Annotated in this window: 17 protein-coding genes; 11 read left to right on the top strand and 6 right to left on the bottom strand. The window is 69.6% G+C overall.

Annotated features, from left to right (window positions below):
- Positions 1 to 2 precede the first annotated feature (2 nt).
- From OED01_RS05945 to OED01_RS05930, 4 genes are all read left to right on the top strand, one after another.
- Positions 3 to 2012, top strand: coding sequence for a TPM domain-containing protein (locus OED01_RS05945; RefSeq protein ID WP_264157455.1), 2010 nt, complete (start codon positions 3 to 5; stop codon positions 2010 to 2012).
- Between the two features lie 62 nt (positions 2013 to 2074).
- Positions 2075 to 2812, top strand: a complete 738-nt coding sequence (locus tag OED01_RS05940) for a PspA/IM30 family protein (protein ID WP_264157454.1) — start codon at positions 2075 to 2077, stop codon at positions 2810 to 2812.
- 65 nt (positions 2813 to 2877) lie between these two features.
- On the top strand, positions 2878 to 3681 hold the full coding sequence (locus tag OED01_RS05935; RefSeq protein ID WP_264157453.1) for an arginase family protein: 804 nt from the start codon (positions 2878 to 2880) through the stop codon (positions 3679 to 3681).
- Positions 3678 to 4130 carry a Fe-S oxidoreductase gene (locus tag OED01_RS05930; protein ID WP_264157452.1) on the top strand — a complete coding sequence of 151 codons (453 nt, stop codon included), beginning with the start codon at positions 3678 to 3680 and terminating at the stop codon, positions 4128 to 4130. Before OED01_RS05935 ends, OED01_RS05930 begins: the two co-directional genes overlap by 4 nt.
- 1 nt (position 4131) lies before the next feature.
- Here OED01_RS05930 and OED01_RS05925 read toward each other — a convergent pair whose 3' ends face one another.
- The 3 genes from OED01_RS05925 to OED01_RS05915 all read right to left on the bottom strand — a co-directional run bounded on the left by OED01_RS05925 (position 4132) and on the right by OED01_RS05915 (position 5891).
- Positions 4132 to 4605, bottom strand: a complete 474-nt coding sequence (locus tag OED01_RS05925; protein WP_264157451.1) for an SIP domain-containing protein — start codon at positions 4603 to 4605, stop codon at positions 4132 to 4134.
- Positions 4606 to 4683: 78 nt separating this feature from the next.
- Entirely contained in the window at positions 4684 to 5418 is a 735-nt protein-coding gene (locus tag OED01_RS05920; RefSeq protein ID WP_264157450.1) for a tyrosine-protein phosphatase, read from the bottom strand.
- Entirely contained in the window at positions 5415 to 5891 is a 477-nt protein-coding gene (locus OED01_RS05915; protein ID WP_264157449.1) for a carboxymuconolactone decarboxylase family protein, read from the bottom strand. Before OED01_RS05915 ends, OED01_RS05920 begins: the two co-directional genes overlap by 4 nt.
- Positions 5892 to 6057: 166 nt before the next feature.
- Between OED01_RS05915 and OED01_RS05910 the strand changes: the two genes are divergently transcribed.
- The 6 genes from OED01_RS05910 to OED01_RS05885 all read left to right on the top strand — a co-directional run bounded on the left by OED01_RS05910 (position 6058) and on the right by OED01_RS05885 (position 12013).
- Positions 6058 to 6975, top strand: a complete 918-nt coding sequence (locus tag OED01_RS05910; RefSeq protein WP_264157448.1) for an alpha/beta fold hydrolase — start codon at positions 6058 to 6060, stop codon at positions 6973 to 6975.
- A 93-nt stretch (positions 6976 to 7068) separates the two neighbouring features.
- Complete coding sequence (locus tag OED01_RS05905; RefSeq protein WP_264157447.1) at positions 7069 to 8586, top strand: ABC transporter substrate-binding protein; 1518 nt, start codon at positions 7069 to 7071, stop codon at positions 8584 to 8586.
- 7 nt (positions 8587 to 8593) lie between these two features.
- Positions 8594 to 9544 (top strand): ABC transporter permease, encoded by a 951-nt coding sequence (locus OED01_RS05900; RefSeq protein ID WP_264157446.1) that lies wholly within the window; start codon positions 8594 to 8596, stop codon positions 9542 to 9544.
- Positions 9541 to 10410, top strand: coding sequence for an ABC transporter permease (locus OED01_RS05895; protein ID WP_264157445.1), 870 nt, complete (start codon positions 9541 to 9543; stop codon positions 10408 to 10410). Before OED01_RS05900 ends, OED01_RS05895 begins: the two co-directional genes overlap by 4 nt.
- On the top strand, positions 10407 to 11222 hold the full coding sequence (locus tag OED01_RS05890; RefSeq protein ID WP_264157444.1) for an ATP-binding cassette domain-containing protein: 816 nt from the start codon (positions 10407 to 10409) through the stop codon (positions 11220 to 11222). The genes OED01_RS05895 and OED01_RS05890 overlap by 4 nt, the downstream gene beginning before the upstream one ends.
- Positions 11219 to 12013, top strand: coding sequence for an ABC transporter ATP-binding protein (locus OED01_RS05885; protein WP_264157443.1), 795 nt, complete (start codon positions 11219 to 11221; stop codon positions 12011 to 12013). The genes OED01_RS05890 and OED01_RS05885 overlap by 4 nt, the downstream gene beginning before the upstream one ends.
- Here OED01_RS05885 and OED01_RS05880 read toward each other — a convergent pair whose 3' ends face one another.
- The 3 genes from OED01_RS05880 to OED01_RS05870 are packed head-to-tail and all read right to left on the bottom strand — an operon-like array spanning position 12014 to position 14153.
- On the bottom strand, positions 12014 to 12628 hold the full coding sequence (locus OED01_RS05880; protein WP_264157442.1) for a GNAT family N-acetyltransferase: 615 nt from the start codon (positions 12626 to 12628) through the stop codon (positions 12014 to 12016).
- 9 nt (positions 12629 to 12637) lie between these two features.
- Complete coding sequence (locus OED01_RS05875; RefSeq protein WP_413231610.1) at positions 12638 to 13363, bottom strand: uracil-DNA glycosylase; 726 nt, start codon at positions 13361 to 13363, stop codon at positions 12638 to 12640.
- Between the two features lie 7 nt (positions 13364 to 13370).
- A complete protein-coding gene (locus OED01_RS05870) occupies positions 13371 to 14153 on the bottom strand; it encodes an SDR family oxidoreductase (RefSeq protein ID WP_264157441.1) in 783 nt (260 codons plus the stop codon).
- Between the two features lie 149 nt (positions 14154 to 14302).
- Here OED01_RS05870 and OED01_RS05865 point away from each other — a divergent pair, with 149 nt between their 5' ends.
- A complete protein-coding gene (locus tag OED01_RS05865; RefSeq protein ID WP_264157440.1) occupies positions 14303 to 15625 on the top strand; it encodes a bifunctional o-acetylhomoserine/o-acetylserine sulfhydrylase in 1323 nt (440 codons plus the stop codon).
- Positions 15626 to 15670: the final 45 nt, after the last annotated feature.

Raw genomic sequence — 15670 nt, 5'->3', positions numbered from 1 at the left:
GGATGACGATCATCCTGGGGATGATCGTGGCGGTGTTCGCCTCCGGATTCCTCGCCTCGAGCGCCGTGGCGACACCACCGGTCACACTGGATGCCGGGTTCGTGACCGACGAAGCCGGAGTGCTCAGCGCTTCTGAACTCGACGCGGCGAACGCACGACTGGACACGCTGAGCGACGCATCCGAGGGCGACCTGTACGTCGTGATCGTCGACGAATTCACGGACCCGTCCGACAACGTCGAATGGGCCGACCAGACGGCGATCGACAACGGGCTGGGCGCCGATCAATACCTGCTCGCGATCGCCGTCGAGTCCCGTCAGTACGCCCTGTCCGCCGACGGCGAGGGGCCGCTCAGCGACAGCCAGCTCGATACGATCACGCAGGCGATCGAGGACCGGCTTCGCGACGGTGACTGGGACGGCGCCATCGTGGCGGCCGCCGATGCCTTCCCCGGCCCGTCGAACGCGGGATGGATCCTGCTGTTCGTCCTGATCGCCGCCGCGGTCGTCGTGCTGATCATCTGGCTCGTGGCGCGCGCGAAGAAGAAGGCCAGAGGCGCCCAGCCCGCTGTTCCCGACCCGAACGATCCGTTCTCGGCCGTGAGCGACGCCGATCTGGAGCGCCAGGCCGGCCGGGCGCTCGTCGAGGCGGACGACGCGATCACGTCCAGTCGCGAGGAGCTGGGCTTCGCCGTCGCGCAGTTCGGCGACGAGTCGACCGCGCAGTTCGTGCAGGTCGTCGACCAGGCCAAGGCGAAGGTCGCCGAGGCGTTCGCGCTCAAGCAGCAGCTCGACGACGAGAACGAGGACTCCGTCGAGCAGCGCCGCGCCTGGCACATCCGGATCATCCAGTTCTGCACGGAAGCCGACGAACTGCTCGACGCGAACATCGAGACGTTCGAACAGCTGCGGAAGGTGGAGGCCGAGGCGCCAGCCGCGCTGCAGCGCGTGCAGGTGCGCCGCAGCGAGGCGCAGACGGCCGTCTCGGGTCTACCAGCGGCGCTCGCGACGCTTGCCGCGATCTATGACGCCGCTGCCCTGAGCACGGTCGCGGAGAATCCGGTTCAGGCCGCCGAACGGCTCGCACTCGCGGACACCGAGATCGCCGAGGCGGCGAGCCTCATCGCCGACGCCCGCACCGGCGAGGCCGCCTTCTCGATCCGCACCGCCGAACAGGCCGTGATCCAGGCCGAGCAGCTCGCCGCGGCCGTGACGACGCTCGGCACGAATCTGGCCGCGATCGAAGACCAGGCGAAGGCGCTCATCGCCGAACTCGAGGCTGATCTCGCCGCAGCGTCGCAGACACCCGATCCCCACGGAACCATCGCCCCGCTCATCGCCGGCACGCGGGCGAGAGTCGATGAGGCGAAGGCCGCCCTCACCGCTGCGCGTCGCGACCCGCAGCGCACCGTCGACACCCTCACCGAGGCGAACGTGCAGATCGACGGCGTACTCGCCCAGGTGCGCGACGCCGCCGAACAGGCGCAGCGCGCGGCGCGCGCACTGCAGCAGAGACTGATCCAGGCGCAGTCGCAGATCACCGCCGCCAACGATTACATCCTCACGCGCCGGGGTGCGATCGGTGCGACAGCGCGCACGCGCCTGGCCGAAGCCGACGCAACCTACCGCGAGGCCGTCGCCGCGCAGACGACCGACCCGGCCTTCGCGCTCGAGCGCGCGACCCGCGCGTACAACCTCGCCTCTGAGGCGATCAGCGCGGCCGAGGCCGAAGTGCAGTCCTGGACGCCGGGCAATCCGTTCGACACGGGCTACGGCACCGGTTACGGCGGGAACTACAGCCGGGACAGCGGCATCGGCGGAGACATCCTCGGCGGCATCCTCGGCGGACTCTTCGCCGGCGGAGGAGGAGGCGGTGGCGGCGGCTCCTGGAGCGGCGGCAGCAGTTGGCGCTCCAGCGGCGGCAGCAGCAGCCGCGGGCACCGGCCCTCCAGCTTCGGCGGCGGCTCGCGCGGCGCCTCCCGAGGCGGGCGATCCCGAGGCGGTCGCTTCTGACCCGGCATCCGCAGACCTGAACGACGTCAACGACCTCTACGACCAACCGAAAGGAATCACCCATGGTAAAGCAGTCCATCTTCGGGCGAATCTCGACCCTCGTCCGCGCGAACATCAACTCGCTCCTCGACTCCGCCGAGGACCCGCAGAAGATGATCGACCAGCTCGTGCGCGACTACACGAACAGCATCGCGGACGCTGAGGCGGCGATCGCCGAGACCATCGGCAACCTGCGTCTGCTCGAGCGCGACCACGAGGAAGACATCCAGGCCGCCAAGGACTGGGGCAACAAGGCGCTCGCCGCGAGCCGCAAGGCCGACGAGCTGCGCTCGACCGGTAACACCGCGGATGCGGACAAGTTCGACAGCCTCGCCAAGATCGCGCTCCAGCGTCAGATCAGCGAGGAGCGCGACGCGAAGACGGCCGAGCCCACGATCGCGGCGCAGACCGAGATCGTCGACAAGCTCAAGAGCGGCCTGAACGGCATGAAGGAGAAGCTCGGCGAGCTCAAGGCCAAGCGCAGCGAGCTGCTCGCCCGCGCCAAGGTCGCCGAGGCCCAGACGAAGGTGCAGGATGCCGTCTCGTCGATCAACGTGCTCGACCCGACCAGCGAGCTGGGCCGGTTCGAGGACAAGGTCCGCCGCCAGGAGGCCATCGCCCAGGGCAAGGTCGAGCTGGCGGCGTCGAGCCTCGACGCCCAGTTCGAGAGCCTCGACGACCTCGGCGAGCTCACCGAGGTCGAGGCGCGTCTGGCCGAGCTCAAGGCCGGCGGCACGCCGCAGGGCCAGCTCGGCTCCTGACACCAGGCGGATGCTCCGGGCCGGACGGTCCGGAGCATCCGCGTTTCCCCTATCCGGAGGTCGAAATGGCCCACTTCCTCGTCGTGCCGCAGTGGCAGGGCTCCCCCGCCGCTCGTGCGATGCTCCTCACCGACGGGGCCGCGGCCATCGCCGGCGACCTCCCCCGCGCCGCAACCACCGTCCTGGACGTCCCGCTCGAAGCAGGCGAGTCGCTCGGCACGGGAGTGCATCGCCTGAGCGCGCTGCAGCGCGTGCGCGAACTCGTCCGCGACAGTCTCGAACCGGGAGCCGTCCTCATCGGCGGCGACTGCAGCATCACCGTCGCCGCTCTCGACGCGATCGAGGGCGGCACCGACGATCTGGCCGTGCTGTGGTGCGACGCGCACCCCGATCTGCACACGCCGGAGACGTCGCCCTCAGGCGCGTTCTCCGGAATGGCCCTGCGCGCCGTGCTCGGCGAGGGAGAGCCGCAGCTCGCTCTCGCACCCGGCATCCCTGCGGAGCGCGTCGTCATCGTCGGAGCCAGAGCCGTCGACGTCGCCGAGGAGGAACCGCTCTCGCGTCTGACCGGGATCGCCGCCGACGCCCTGTCGGACCCCGATTCGCTCGCCGCCGCCATCGCGGCGACCGGCGCCGCTCGCGTGTGGGTCCACATCGACGTCGACGTGCTGGACCCCTCCGAGATCATCGGCGTCTCGAGCCCCGCTCCGTTCGGCGCGAACGCCGCGGAGCTCAGCGCCGCCCTGCGCCGCCTCCGCGAGCGCGTGCCGCTCGCCGGTGCGACGATCTCGGGCTTCGCGCCGCGCTCCCCCGTGGACGCCGTCGAAGACCTGGGGACGCTGCTCCGCCTGGTCGGAGCCGTCGCGTGAGCCCCGCTCCTCCGGCGGATTGGCAGGAGCGCGCCCAGGCCGTGCTCGACCGAGGCCGACGATTCGATCGTCGCATCCCCTCGTTCCTGCTCCGCTCGCCGATCAGCCGGATCGGCTACCTGTGGGGCACTGCCGTCGGGTGGGTCTGGGGAACGCTGTGGAGCACCGGGCCCGTCGAACGCCGGCACGGCCTGTGGATCTTCCGCGGGATGCCGTCGTGGACGTTCGCCCGCGGCGGCGTCTGCGTGGGCGGCTGCTTCCTCACCGGCGACAGGAAGCCGTCGGACGCCATCCTGCGACACGAGGCCGTGCACAGGGTGCAGTGGCTGCGCTACGGATTCCTGATGCCGGTCCTCTACCTGTTCGCCGGTCGCGATCCGCTGCGCAATCGGTTCGAGATCGAAGCGGGCCTTGAGGACGGCAACTACGTCCGACGCACCGGCCGCTGATTCAGCGTTCGGTGGGGAGGAGACCGAACTGCTCCGGCGCGTGGATCGACGACGCCGGGACGCCGAGCACGGCCGTCAGGTGGTCGACGATGTCCGCCGTGCCGAGGTAGCCGCCCAGCAGCGTGACGTTGGTCGCGGCGCCGTCCTCGCAGAGCATCTCATCCGCCCACGCGCACGTCGCACGTGCCAAAGCCATCCCTGGTGCGCAGCCGCGTCCGGTGCCGAGAGCGCCGGATCGCGCGGAGCGTGCGAGCCACGTGACGGTCATCCGCGGCGGAGCCTGGACCACGCCGATGTCGGCCTGATCGGCGACCTCGATGAAGATCCGCCCGGTCGCGCACAGGGGCAGGGCCGCGAGGAGGACCTCGAGGTCGGCGAGCGAGTTCTCGTCTGCGGTCACCAGATGGTGGGAGCGCTGACGCGCCGCACGGCGCTCGGCGCGTGCGGATCGGTACTCGATGGAGGCGCTGCTCATGATGCCTTCATCGTATCACCGTATGAAGGGTTGCCTTACCTTCGTCAGCTTCCGCACGCCGATGTCGACCGTCCGGTGTCAGCGCGGGTCTGATCCCCCGTCACCGTCCGCCTCGACGAGCGCGTCGCGCAACGCGGTGAGCTCGGCATCCGTCATCCCCTGCGTTCGAAGGTATTCGGGGGTGGAGCCCCAGCGTTCATCGATCGAGGCGAGCAGGCCTCGCATGACAGGAGCGGGCGACTGCGTGGCGAGCGCGACGACGTGCCTGGCGTCCGGGTGCTGCGATCGCAGGTACGCGGCGATCCGCCGATTCCGCTCGACAGGCAGCTGCGATTCGGTCAGGGCATAGTCGGCGATGATCGCCTCGCGATCGGCTCCGACGGCATCCAGCGCCAGCGCGACCGTCACGCCGGTGCGGTCCTTCCCCACCGTGCAGTGCACGAGAGTGCGCCCGCCACGGGCGACGATGCGCAGCGCCTCCACCAGCCGCGGGCCGCTCTGCTCGAGCAAGTGCGCGTACAGATCATCCAGACTGGTGTCCTCCTCGAAGAAGGACGCGACCGACCCCAGGAACAGCGGCAGATGGGTCGTCTGCACCCCTTGCACGGCCGACGGCTCCATGGCCACTTCGTCATCCGCACGCAGGTCGACGATGCGATCGACCCGCTCGCTCAGCGCACGTGCCCCCTCGCTCGTGATCCCTGCCAGGTTCGCCGAGCGCAGGAGCCGTCCGGACGCGATGCGACCGGATACTGCCGGGATGCCTCCGACGTCTCGCGCATTCCACACGCCGTCGATGACGAGCAGGGTCATGCCTGCCCCTGACCACCACGGGGCGGCACCGGGTAGCGCCCGGCCACCACGATCCGGTTGAACGCGTTGATGGATACGCAGGCCCAGCTCAGAGCGGCGTACTCCTTCTCCGTGAACACACTGCCGACAGTGTCGTACACATCGTCCGGGATGCCGTCCTCGTGGATGAACGTGAAGGCCTCCGCGAGCTCCAGCGCCGCCCGCTCACGATCGGAGAACACGCCGCTCTCCCGCCAGGTGGGGATCTGAGTGAGCGCGTCGGCATCCAGCCCTGCGGCGACCGCGCGATCGACATGGATACGCGTGCAGTACGCGCACCCGTTGAGCTGCGAGCAGTGGATCATGACGATCTCCTTCAGACGATCGTCGATGCCGTTCGCCGCACAGATCTCGCCGACGGTCTTGGAGAAGGCATCCAGCGCCTGATAGGCGGCAGGCTCAGTCCTGGAAAGGTGCACGCGCGTCTCGGTCATGGTTCCAGCTTATGACTTTTCCTGCGCAGCAACCCGGCCAACAGAAATGCAAACAGCAAACCTATGTCGTACTCTGATATGCAGATATGCAAGTAAAAGCGGTGCTCAGCCGTGCATTATGCGTCCGCATTTCGCGGCCGCGGAGCGACAGAGCAGAATATGGGTTGTGCCGACCGACATCAGCGAGTTCCGCTACCTGCCCGCACAGGCCCGCAGCGCCTCCGTCGCCGTACCCGCCGCCACCCGCGTGACCGCAGACCTCGGCGACGGACGCGTTCTCAGCGCGTTGCGCTTCGGGGATGCCGAGCCGGAGATCGTCCTCCTGCACGGTGCCGGGTTGAACGCGCACACCTGGGACACCACGGTGCTGCACCTGCAGGTTCCCGCGCTCGCGATCGACCTCCCCGGCCATGGCGACTCCTCCTGGCGCACGGACCTGGACTACTCGCCGAGGACCCTCGCCGCCGACATCGCGGCGGTCCTGCCCCGTTGGGCGACGACCCCCGCGGTGATCGTCGGCCAGTCCCTCGGCGGACTCACCTCCGCCGCCCTCGCCAGCGCCCACCCCGAACTCGTCCGCGACGTGATCATCGTCGACATCACACCGGGTATCGATGCGTCCGGGGGGCCGGCCGAGCTGCGTGAGTTCTTCCGCGTCGCCGACTTCGCCAGCCGAGACGAGCTCGTGGATCGTGCGATGGCCTTCGGCCTCGGCGGATCCCGCGAGGACACCGAGCGTGGTGTGTTCTTCAACTCCCGCATCCGCGATGACGGACGCGTCGTGTGGAAGCATCACTTCGCGCACCTCGCGGCACAGGTCTTCGCCGCTCCGGACGAGGAGGCGCGGCCGGCATCCGGAGCCGTGCTGAACCCGACCGGCTGGGACGACCTGTCCGGCGTGGACGCCCCGCTCACCCTGGTGCGCGCCGAGCGCGGCTACGTCACGGCACAGGATGCCGACGACTTCCGGTCGCGGCTCCCCCGTGCCGAGATCATCGAGATCGACGCGACCCACAACGTCCAGGAGACCGCCCCGGCCCGACTGGCCGCCCTGATCCGCACCCATACGTCCGTCGGAATGTGACACCGCATTCCGGCGTTTCCCTCCCGGTACCCACCGCACCATAGGCTCGACCCGCCCGGCACACAGCACCGCCGGCTGAGAGGACCCGCACTCATGTTCACCCGCACCCGACGCCGCTTCGGCGCCGTCTCCGCTCTGGCGGCCGCCGCGATCGTCCTGACCGCGTGCACCGGCGCCCCCGAGCCCGTCGAGACCTCGGTCGGTGAACCCGACCCGGAAGCCACGCTCACGGTCGGACTCGTGCTCGAGCCCACCAACCTCGACATCCGGCACACGTCGGGCGCCGCCCTCGAGCAGATCCTCATCGACAACATCTACGAGGGTCTGGTCACGCGCACCCAGACGAACGAGATCGAACCCCGTCTGGCCTCCGAGTACGACGTCTCAGAGGACGGGCTGACGTACACGTTCACCCTCAACGAGGGCGTCACGTTCCACACCGGCGAAGCCCTCACCTCCGCCGATGTCGTCGCGTCCTACGAGGCGGTCCGCACGGATGCCACGCTGCAGGGCCACGACGACTTCGCCCAGGTCGCCTCGATCGCCGCCCCCGATGCCACGACGATCGTCATCACTCTGACCGAGCCGAACCAGAACTTCCTGTTCGCGCTCACCGGCCCCGGCGGACTGGTGTTCCGCTCCGGCGACACCACCGACCTGCAGACGGCCGAGAACGGCACAGGGCCGTTCACCCTGACGCGCTGGAGCAAGGGGTCATCGATCACCTTCGCACGCAACGAGGCGTACTGGGGCGACCCCGCCGGCGTCGCCGAGGTGGTGTTCGAGTACATCCCCGACTTCACCTCGGGAGTCAACGCGGCGCTCGACGGCAGCCTCGACGTCTTGACCGCCGTCGACCCCAACCTCGCACCGCAGCTCGAGGACTCCGGCGAGTTCGCGCTCACCACGGGCAGCACGACCGACAAGGCGACGCTCGCGTTCAACAACGCCGCCGCGCCGCTGGACGACGTGCGCGTCCGCGAGGCGCTGCGACTGGCGATCGACCACGAGGCCCTCATCGAGGCCGTGGGCGCCGGACAGACGCTCTACGGTCCGATCCCCGAGCTGGACCCCGGCTATGAGGACCTCTCCGACGTCGCGCCGTACGACCCGAAGCGCGCCCAGGAGCTGCTCGCCGAGGCCGGCCAGGAGGATCTGGAACTGACGCTGACGATCCCGAGCTTCTACGGCACGACGGTGTCGCAGGTGCTCATCTCGGACTTCGCCGAGGTCGGGGTGACCCTCGATGTCGAACCCGTCGAGTTCGCCACCTGGCTCGAGGACGTCTACACGAACAAGGACTTCGACCTCAGCTTCGTGCTGCACGTCGAGCCCCGCGACTTCGGCAACTTCGCGAACCCGGAGTACTACTTCGGCTACGACAACCCCGACGTGCAGGCGCTGTACGCCGAAGCCCTCGCCGAGGTCGACCCCGAGGCATCGGCCGAGCTGCTGGCCGAAGCCGCCCGCATCGTCTCGGAGGACCACGCGGCCGACTGGCTCTACAACGGCGAGACGATCACCGCAGTACGGCCGATCGTGTCCGGATTCCCCGAGGACTCCATCAACTCGCGCATCAATCTGGCCGGCGTGACGGTCGCCGCCGACTGATCAGCGGATGCTGAGATACGCGCTCGCACGAGGAGCCCTGCTGATCGCGGGGCTCCTCGTGTCGAGCGTGCTGATCTTCCTCACTCTGCGGGTCTTCCCCGGAGACGTCGCCCAGTTGATCGCCGGCACCCAGGCGAGCCAGGAGCAGGTCGAGCAGCTGAGGGAATCGCTCGGGTTGAATCGGCCGCTCGTCGCCCAGTACCTCGACTGGATCGGGGGGATCCTGCGCGGCGACCTCGGCACGTCGATGCTGTCCGGTGCCTCGGTCGGCGAGGAGCTCGTGCTGAAAGCGCAGGTGACTGTACCGCTCGGCATCCTGTCCTTGCTGATCGCCCTGCTGATCGCGGTGCCCTTCGGCATCGTGTCCGCCGTGCTGCGCGGCCGTGCCGCGGGGACCGGGATCAGCGTCGCCGCGCAGGCGTTCGCCGCGGTCCCCGTCGTCTGGGCGGGGATGATGCTGATCGTCGTGTTCGCGATCTGGCTCGGCTGGCTGCCCGCCCAGGGCTTCCCGCGCGACGGATGGCGGGAGCCATGGCAGGCGCTGCGCGCCCTCCTGCTCCCCGCTCTGACGATCGGGATCGTCGAGGGAGCCATGCTGCTGCGGTTCGTGCGCAGCGCCACGCTGCAGGCCGCCGGCCAGGACTTCGTCCGGACGGCTGCCGCCAAGGGGCTCAGCCGCAATCGTGCGCTGGTCCAGCACGGCATCCCCGCGGTCGGGCTGTCGATCATCACGGTGCTGGGGCTGCAGGTCGCCGGGATCATCGTCGGCTCCGTCGTGATCGAGCAGCTGTTCACCCTGCCCGGTATCGGGCGGATGCTGGTGGCCGACGTCGGCACCCGCGATCTGATCAAGGTCCAGAGCGAGCTGCTGGTCCTCACCGGCTTCGTGCTCGTGGTCGGGTTCCTGGTGGACCTCGTGCACCACATCGTCGATCCTCGACAGCGGGAGGCCACATGACGCCCCGCTGGCTGCGCGCGCTCTGGAACTCCGCGACCGGGCGCTTCGGCATCATCGTCGTCGTCGTGATCGCCGCAACCGCCCTGATCTCGCTGTTCTGGACGCCGTTCACCCCGCTGACCACCGATCTGAGCGACCGCTGGGCCGCCCCGAGCTGGCCGCACCTGCTCGGCACGGACGGCACAGGGCGCGACATCCTCAGCCTCCTCATGACCGGAGCCCGAACGACGGTGTTCGTGAGCATCGGGGCAGCGATCATCGCGACGCTGGTCGGTGTCTCGCTCGCCGCGCTCGGGGCCCTGACCGCCCGGTGGATGCGCGAGACCGTCGCCGTGCTCGTGGACATCCTCATCGCCTTCCCCGTGCTCATCATCGCGATGATGATCTCCTCCGTGTGGGGCGGGTCGCTGTGGGTCGTGATCTGGTCCGTCGGCATCGGGTTCGGGGTGAACATCGCCCGCGTGACGCGGCCCGAACTGCGGCGCGTGCAGCAGAGCGACTTCGTCCTCGCCGGTCGTGCGTCCGGCCTCACCGCGGCCCAGAGCCTCACCAGGCACCTGCTTCCGAACGTGGCCCCCGTGTTCATCGTGCAGCTGTCCTGGTCGATGGCGGTCGCCGTGCTCGCGGAGGCCGGTCTGAGCTACCTCGGATTCGGCGCGAGCGTCGTCGAACCGTCCTGGGGCATCCTGCTCGCCGACCTGCAGCGCTACATCGGCATCCATCCGCTGTCGGTCATCTGGCCAGGGCTCGCGATCACGCTCACCGTGCTCGGTCTCAACCTCCTCGGCGACAGCCTCCGGGAGGCCACCGACCCGACGCTCGCGCACCGCGCCGCCGAGATCCACACACCGGAGGTCGTCGCGTGAGCGCTCCAGCCCAGGCCACGGCGCGGCTGACCGTGTCGGATCTCGTGGTCGATATCGGCGGCCGGCGCGTGATCGACGGCATCTCGTTTGAGGTGCCGTCGGGCGCCCGGCTCGGGCTGATCGGCGAGTCGGGTTCCGGCAAGTCGCTCACGGCGCTCGCGATCCTGGGCCTGCTGCCCGCAGGCGCCACGGCGAGCGGCAGCATCCGCTGGGGAGACACCGAGCTGCTCGGGATGCCGGACCGCGAACTCGCGCACTTCCGCGGCGACGACATCGGCATCGTGTTCCAGGAACCGCGCACCGCCCTCAACCCGATCCGCACCGTCGGGCGCCAGATCGCGGAATCCCTCCGCATCCACACGGGCGCCACGCGCCGGGAGGCCGCAGCACGCGCGATCGACGAGGCCCGGCGCGTGCGTCTGCCCGACCCGGAGTCGATCGTCGGTCGCTACCCGCATCAGCTGTCAGGCGGCCAGCGTCAGCGCGTGGCGATCGCCATGGCGCTCGCCTGCCGTCCTCGCCTGCTCATCGCCGACGAGCCCACGACCGCACTCGACGTCACGATCCAGGCCGAGATCCTGGACCTCCTGCTCGGCCTGGTGCAGGACGAGGGCATGTCGCTCGTGTTCATCACCCACGATCTCGCGGTCCTCGCCCGGGTCGCCACGCACGGCGTCGTGCTCGAGCACGGCCGTGTCGTCGAGTCGGCACCGGTGTCCACGCTGCTGAGCAGACCGACGTCCCCCATCACCCAGGGGCTGCTGCGCGACGCCACCGCCACTCTGTGGCGACCGGACGGAGGCGCACGATGAGCATCATCGAGGCCAGGGGGCTCAGCCGGGAGTTCGCCGTTCCCCGCCGGACCATGTTCGCGCCCGCCCGCAGATCCACGGCCCTGCACCCGACCGACCTGGACATCGCGCCAGGGTCGTCGGTCGGCATCATCGGCGAATCCGGTTCGGGGAAATCGACGCTCGTCCGGCTTCTGCTCGGACTCGATCTGCCCACCGCAGGCACCGTCGACGTCGATGGCCGTCGAGTGGATGCCTCGGCATCCGCCCGATCCCTGCACTGGCTGCGCCGACTCACCGGCCTGGTCTTCCAGGATCCGTACGCCTCGCTCGATCCGCGGATGAGCGCGGGGCGGATCATCGCCGAGCCGCTGTGGGCGCTCGGCATCGGCGGCGACCATCGTGCCCGCGTCCGGGAGGTCCTCGGGCAGGTGGGCCTGGACGCGGACATGGCCGACCGGTACCCGCACGAATTCTCAGGCGGCCAGCGCCAGCGGATCGCGCTCGCGCGGGCGATCGTGCACCGTCCGCGCATCCTCGTCGGCGACGAGCCGATGTCCGCGCTGGACGTCACCGTCCGCGCGCAGATCCTCGAACTGCTCGCCGAGCTCAAGCGGACCGAAGACCTGACGCTGCTGCTCGTGTCGCACGACATCGGCGTCGTGCAGAACCTCTGCGACACGGTCGTCGTCATGAAGGACGGTCACATCGTCGAGCGGGGCTCGACCGACGCGGTGCTGCTGCATCCGCGCGAGGAGTACACCAGGGCGCTGCTCGCCGCGATCCCGGTGATCGAGCAACGCGACAGCTGATCAGCGGGCGGAGCGCATCCCCCAGCGCCGACCCTTCGGCGCGAGACGCCGTTGCAGGTACACCGACCCGATCGACCGACCGAACTTGTAGTCCACCTTGCCCAGCCGGCCGACCTCGACGAACCCGAGCCGCGCGTGCAGCCGGATGGATGCCTCGGCGTTGCTGTCGCTGATGACCGCCATGATCTCGCGCAGCCCGATGGCCTCGCACGCCTCGATCAGAGCCTGCAGAAGCGCTGTCCCTAGACCCTTTCCGCCTGCGCCAGGGCCGAGGTAGATCGAGTCCTCGACCGTGTAGCGATACGAGTTCCTCCCCTGCCACGGCGAGACCAGCGCGTAGCCGAGGACGTTTCCCGAAGGCGCGACCGCGACGAGGAACGGCAGGCCGAGCTTCGTCAGTGTGGCGAGCCTGTCGCGCCAGTAGCGGTGCGTGCTGCGCCGGCTGTCGAAGGTGACCGCTGAGTTGGCGACGTAGTGGTTGTAGATCTCGCGGACATCGGGCAGATCGCGCGCCGTCGCCGGCCGGATCGTGTACATGAAAGCCTCGGGAGCCGCGTCCGGCTGGCGCAGATGGCGCGGCAGGCGGCGACGGCGATCACCGGGTTCGAACTGCATGCGCTCAGCTTAGAACGAGAGCACGCCGTCCCCGTCGTGCTCTCCGGAGACGTGCCAGTCCACGGCATCCGCCCCCTGCGCTTCGAGCAGGGCGTTGGCGCGGGAGAAAGGCCGTGACCCGAAGAATCCGCGGCTCGCCGACAGCGGCGACGGGTGGGCGGATGCGATCACAGGCGTCGTGCCCAACAGCGGTTGCAGCTTCGCGGCGTCCTTGCCCCACAGCACCGCGACGAGGGGTCGGTTCCGCGCGGCGAGAGTGCGGATGGCGAGGTCGGTGACCTCCTCCCAGCCCCAGCCGCGATGGGATGCCGCGGCCCCTGGCCGCACCGTGAGGACCCTGTTCAGCAGGAGGACGCCCTGGTCGCTCCAGGCCGTCAGGTCGCCGTGCGGCGCGGGTGGGATGCCGAGGTCGGTCGCCCGTTCCCGGTAGATGTTGGCCAGGCTGCGCGGCAGCGGACGGACATGCTCCTCGACGGCGAACGACAGACCGATCGGATGCCCCGGCGTCGGGTACGGGTCCTGGCCGGTGATGAGGACGCGGACGTCGTCCAGTGGACGCTGGAAGGCACGGAGCACGTTCTCCCCCGCCGGCAGGTACCCGCGGCCGGCCGCCTGCTCGGCGCGCAGCCGCTCGCCCAGTCCCGCGATGACGTCCGCGACCGGCGAGAGCGCGTCGGCCCAGCCCTGGTCGATCATGCCGTCGTCGGCGAGCTGCGACAGCGTGCGCGGCAGCATCCGGTGGTCAGTCCTCGAGACGCGGGCTGAGCGGTCCGCGCGCCAGGAGGTGCTGCGCGGACTGCGCCACCGGACGCATCGTCACCAGATCGAGGTTCACGCGCGCCGGCGCGTTCAACGCGTACGCGATCACGTCGGCGACGTCCTCCGCCTGCAGTGGCTCTTCGACACCGGCGTACACGGCATCCGCCGCGACGCGGTCGCCGCCGAGCCTGTTGAGGGTGAACTCCTCCGTGTGGACCATCCCCGGGGCGACCTCGACGACCCGGATCGGTTCGCCGTTCAACTCCTGACGCAGGGCGCGCACGAGCATCGACTCGGCCGCCTTCGCCGCGTTGTACCCGCCACCGCCGGGATACGCCACCTGCGCGGCCGTCGACGTGACGAAAACGGTGTCGGCGTGGCCGTCGGCCTCGGCCGCGCGCCGCAGCAGCGGCATCAGTCCCGACACGAGCCGCTGCGTCGCGAGCACGTTGACGTCGTACATCCACTGCCAGTCGTCGACTGATCCGTCCTCGATGCGATCCGTGCCCCTGGCGCCGCCGGCGACCTGGACGAGAGCGTGCACCTGGCCGGTCGACTCGAGTTCGGAGACGAGCGCGGCGACCGCATCCGGATCGGTGAGATCGCACGCGACGGCGGAGGCGCCGGTGTCGGCGACGAGCGCGGCCAGGCGTTCCTCGCGTCGTGCCACGCCGACGACGTCCCAGCCGCTCGCGCGCAACGCGCGGACGGTCGCCTCCCCGATTCCGGTACTCGCTCCGGTCACCACTGCACGCCTCGTCACCATGTCATCCACCGTACGACGTTCCGGCGGTTTTGCCGCGTCGGCGCGTGTTACGTCACATTTCCCGGCTGTTGTTGACAGGCGTCGCCATTCCGTACTCTCGCTGGAACGGCACCCGCCATACCCGTATCCGAGAGTTCCAGGGGGAACCCATGTCCGCAGCCGAGAACTGGCGCTTCGAGACCAAGCAGATCCACTCCGGTGCAGCGCCGGATCCGGTCACCAAGGCTCGTGCCACCCCGATCTACCAGACCACGTCCTACGTGTTCGACAACGCGGACCACGCGGCCAACCTGTTCGCTCTCGCCGAGTTCGGCAACATCTACACCCGCATCCAGAACCCGACGCAGGACGTGCTCGAGCAGCGCCTCGCAGCGCTCGAAGGCGGCACCGGGGCGCTCGTGCTCTCCAGCGGCCAGGCCGCCTCGACGTTCGCGATCCTCAACATCGCGCAGGCCGGAGACCACTTCGTCGCCTCGAGCTCGATCTACGGCGGCACGTACAACCTCTTCAAGTACACGCTCGCCAAGCTCGGCATCGAGGTCACCTTCGTCGAGAACCAGGACGACCCGGAAGAGTGGCGCCGCGCCGTCCGCCCGAACACGAAGCTGTTCTTCGCCGAGACCATCGGCAACCCGCAGATCAACGTCCTCGACATCCGCACCGTCGCCGATATCGCCCACGAGAGCGGTGTGCCGCTGATCGTCGACAACACGATCGCCACCCCGTACCTGATCCGTCCGTTCGAGCACGGCGCCGACATCATCGTGCACTCGGTCACCAAGTTCCTCGGCGGCCACGGCACGACCATCGGCGGCGTCGTCATCGACGGCGGCTCGTTCGAGTGGTCCAAGCACGTCGACCGGTTCCCCGGCCTCACCGTGCCCGATCCCTCGTACCACGGCGCCAGCTACACCGCCGCGGTCGGCGACGGGCTCGCGTACATCATCAAGGCCCGCGTGCAGCTGCTCCGCGACCTCGGCTCCGCCATCGCCCCGCAGAGCGCCTGGAACCTCATCCAGGGCGTCGAGACGCTGTCGCTGCGCGTCGAGCGCCACGTGCAGAACGCGCAGGAGATCGCCGAGTGGCTCGACGACCGCGACGACGTCGCGACCGTCAACTACTCGGGCCTTCCCTCCTCGCCGTGGTACGCCAAGGCGAACGAGTACGCCCCCAAGGGCGTGGGCGCCGTGCTGTCGTTCGAGCTCAAGGGCGGCGTCGAAGCCGGCCGCGCGTTCGTGAACAGCCTGACCCTGTTCAGCCACCTCGCCAACATCGGCGACGTGCGCTCGCTGGTCATCCACCCCGCCTCGACCACCCACGCTCAGCTGACACCAGAGCAGCAGCTCACCGCCGGCGTCACGCCGGGCCTCGTGCGTCTGTCGGTCGGACTCGAGAACGTGGACGACCTCAAGGCCGACCTGGAGCAGGCTCTCGCCGCCGCTCGCCGAGTGTCGGAAGCCGCACGCGCGTAAGCCCCCTCCTCAGGGACACGGATGCCCCGGACCCGCGTGGTCCGG

The organism is Microbacterium sp. M28 (assembly GCF_025836995.1).
Taxonomy (GTDB): Bacteria; Actinomycetota; Actinomycetes; order Actinomycetales; family Microbacteriaceae; genus Microbacterium.
This window is presented reverse-complemented; position numbering and strand designations above follow the sequence as displayed.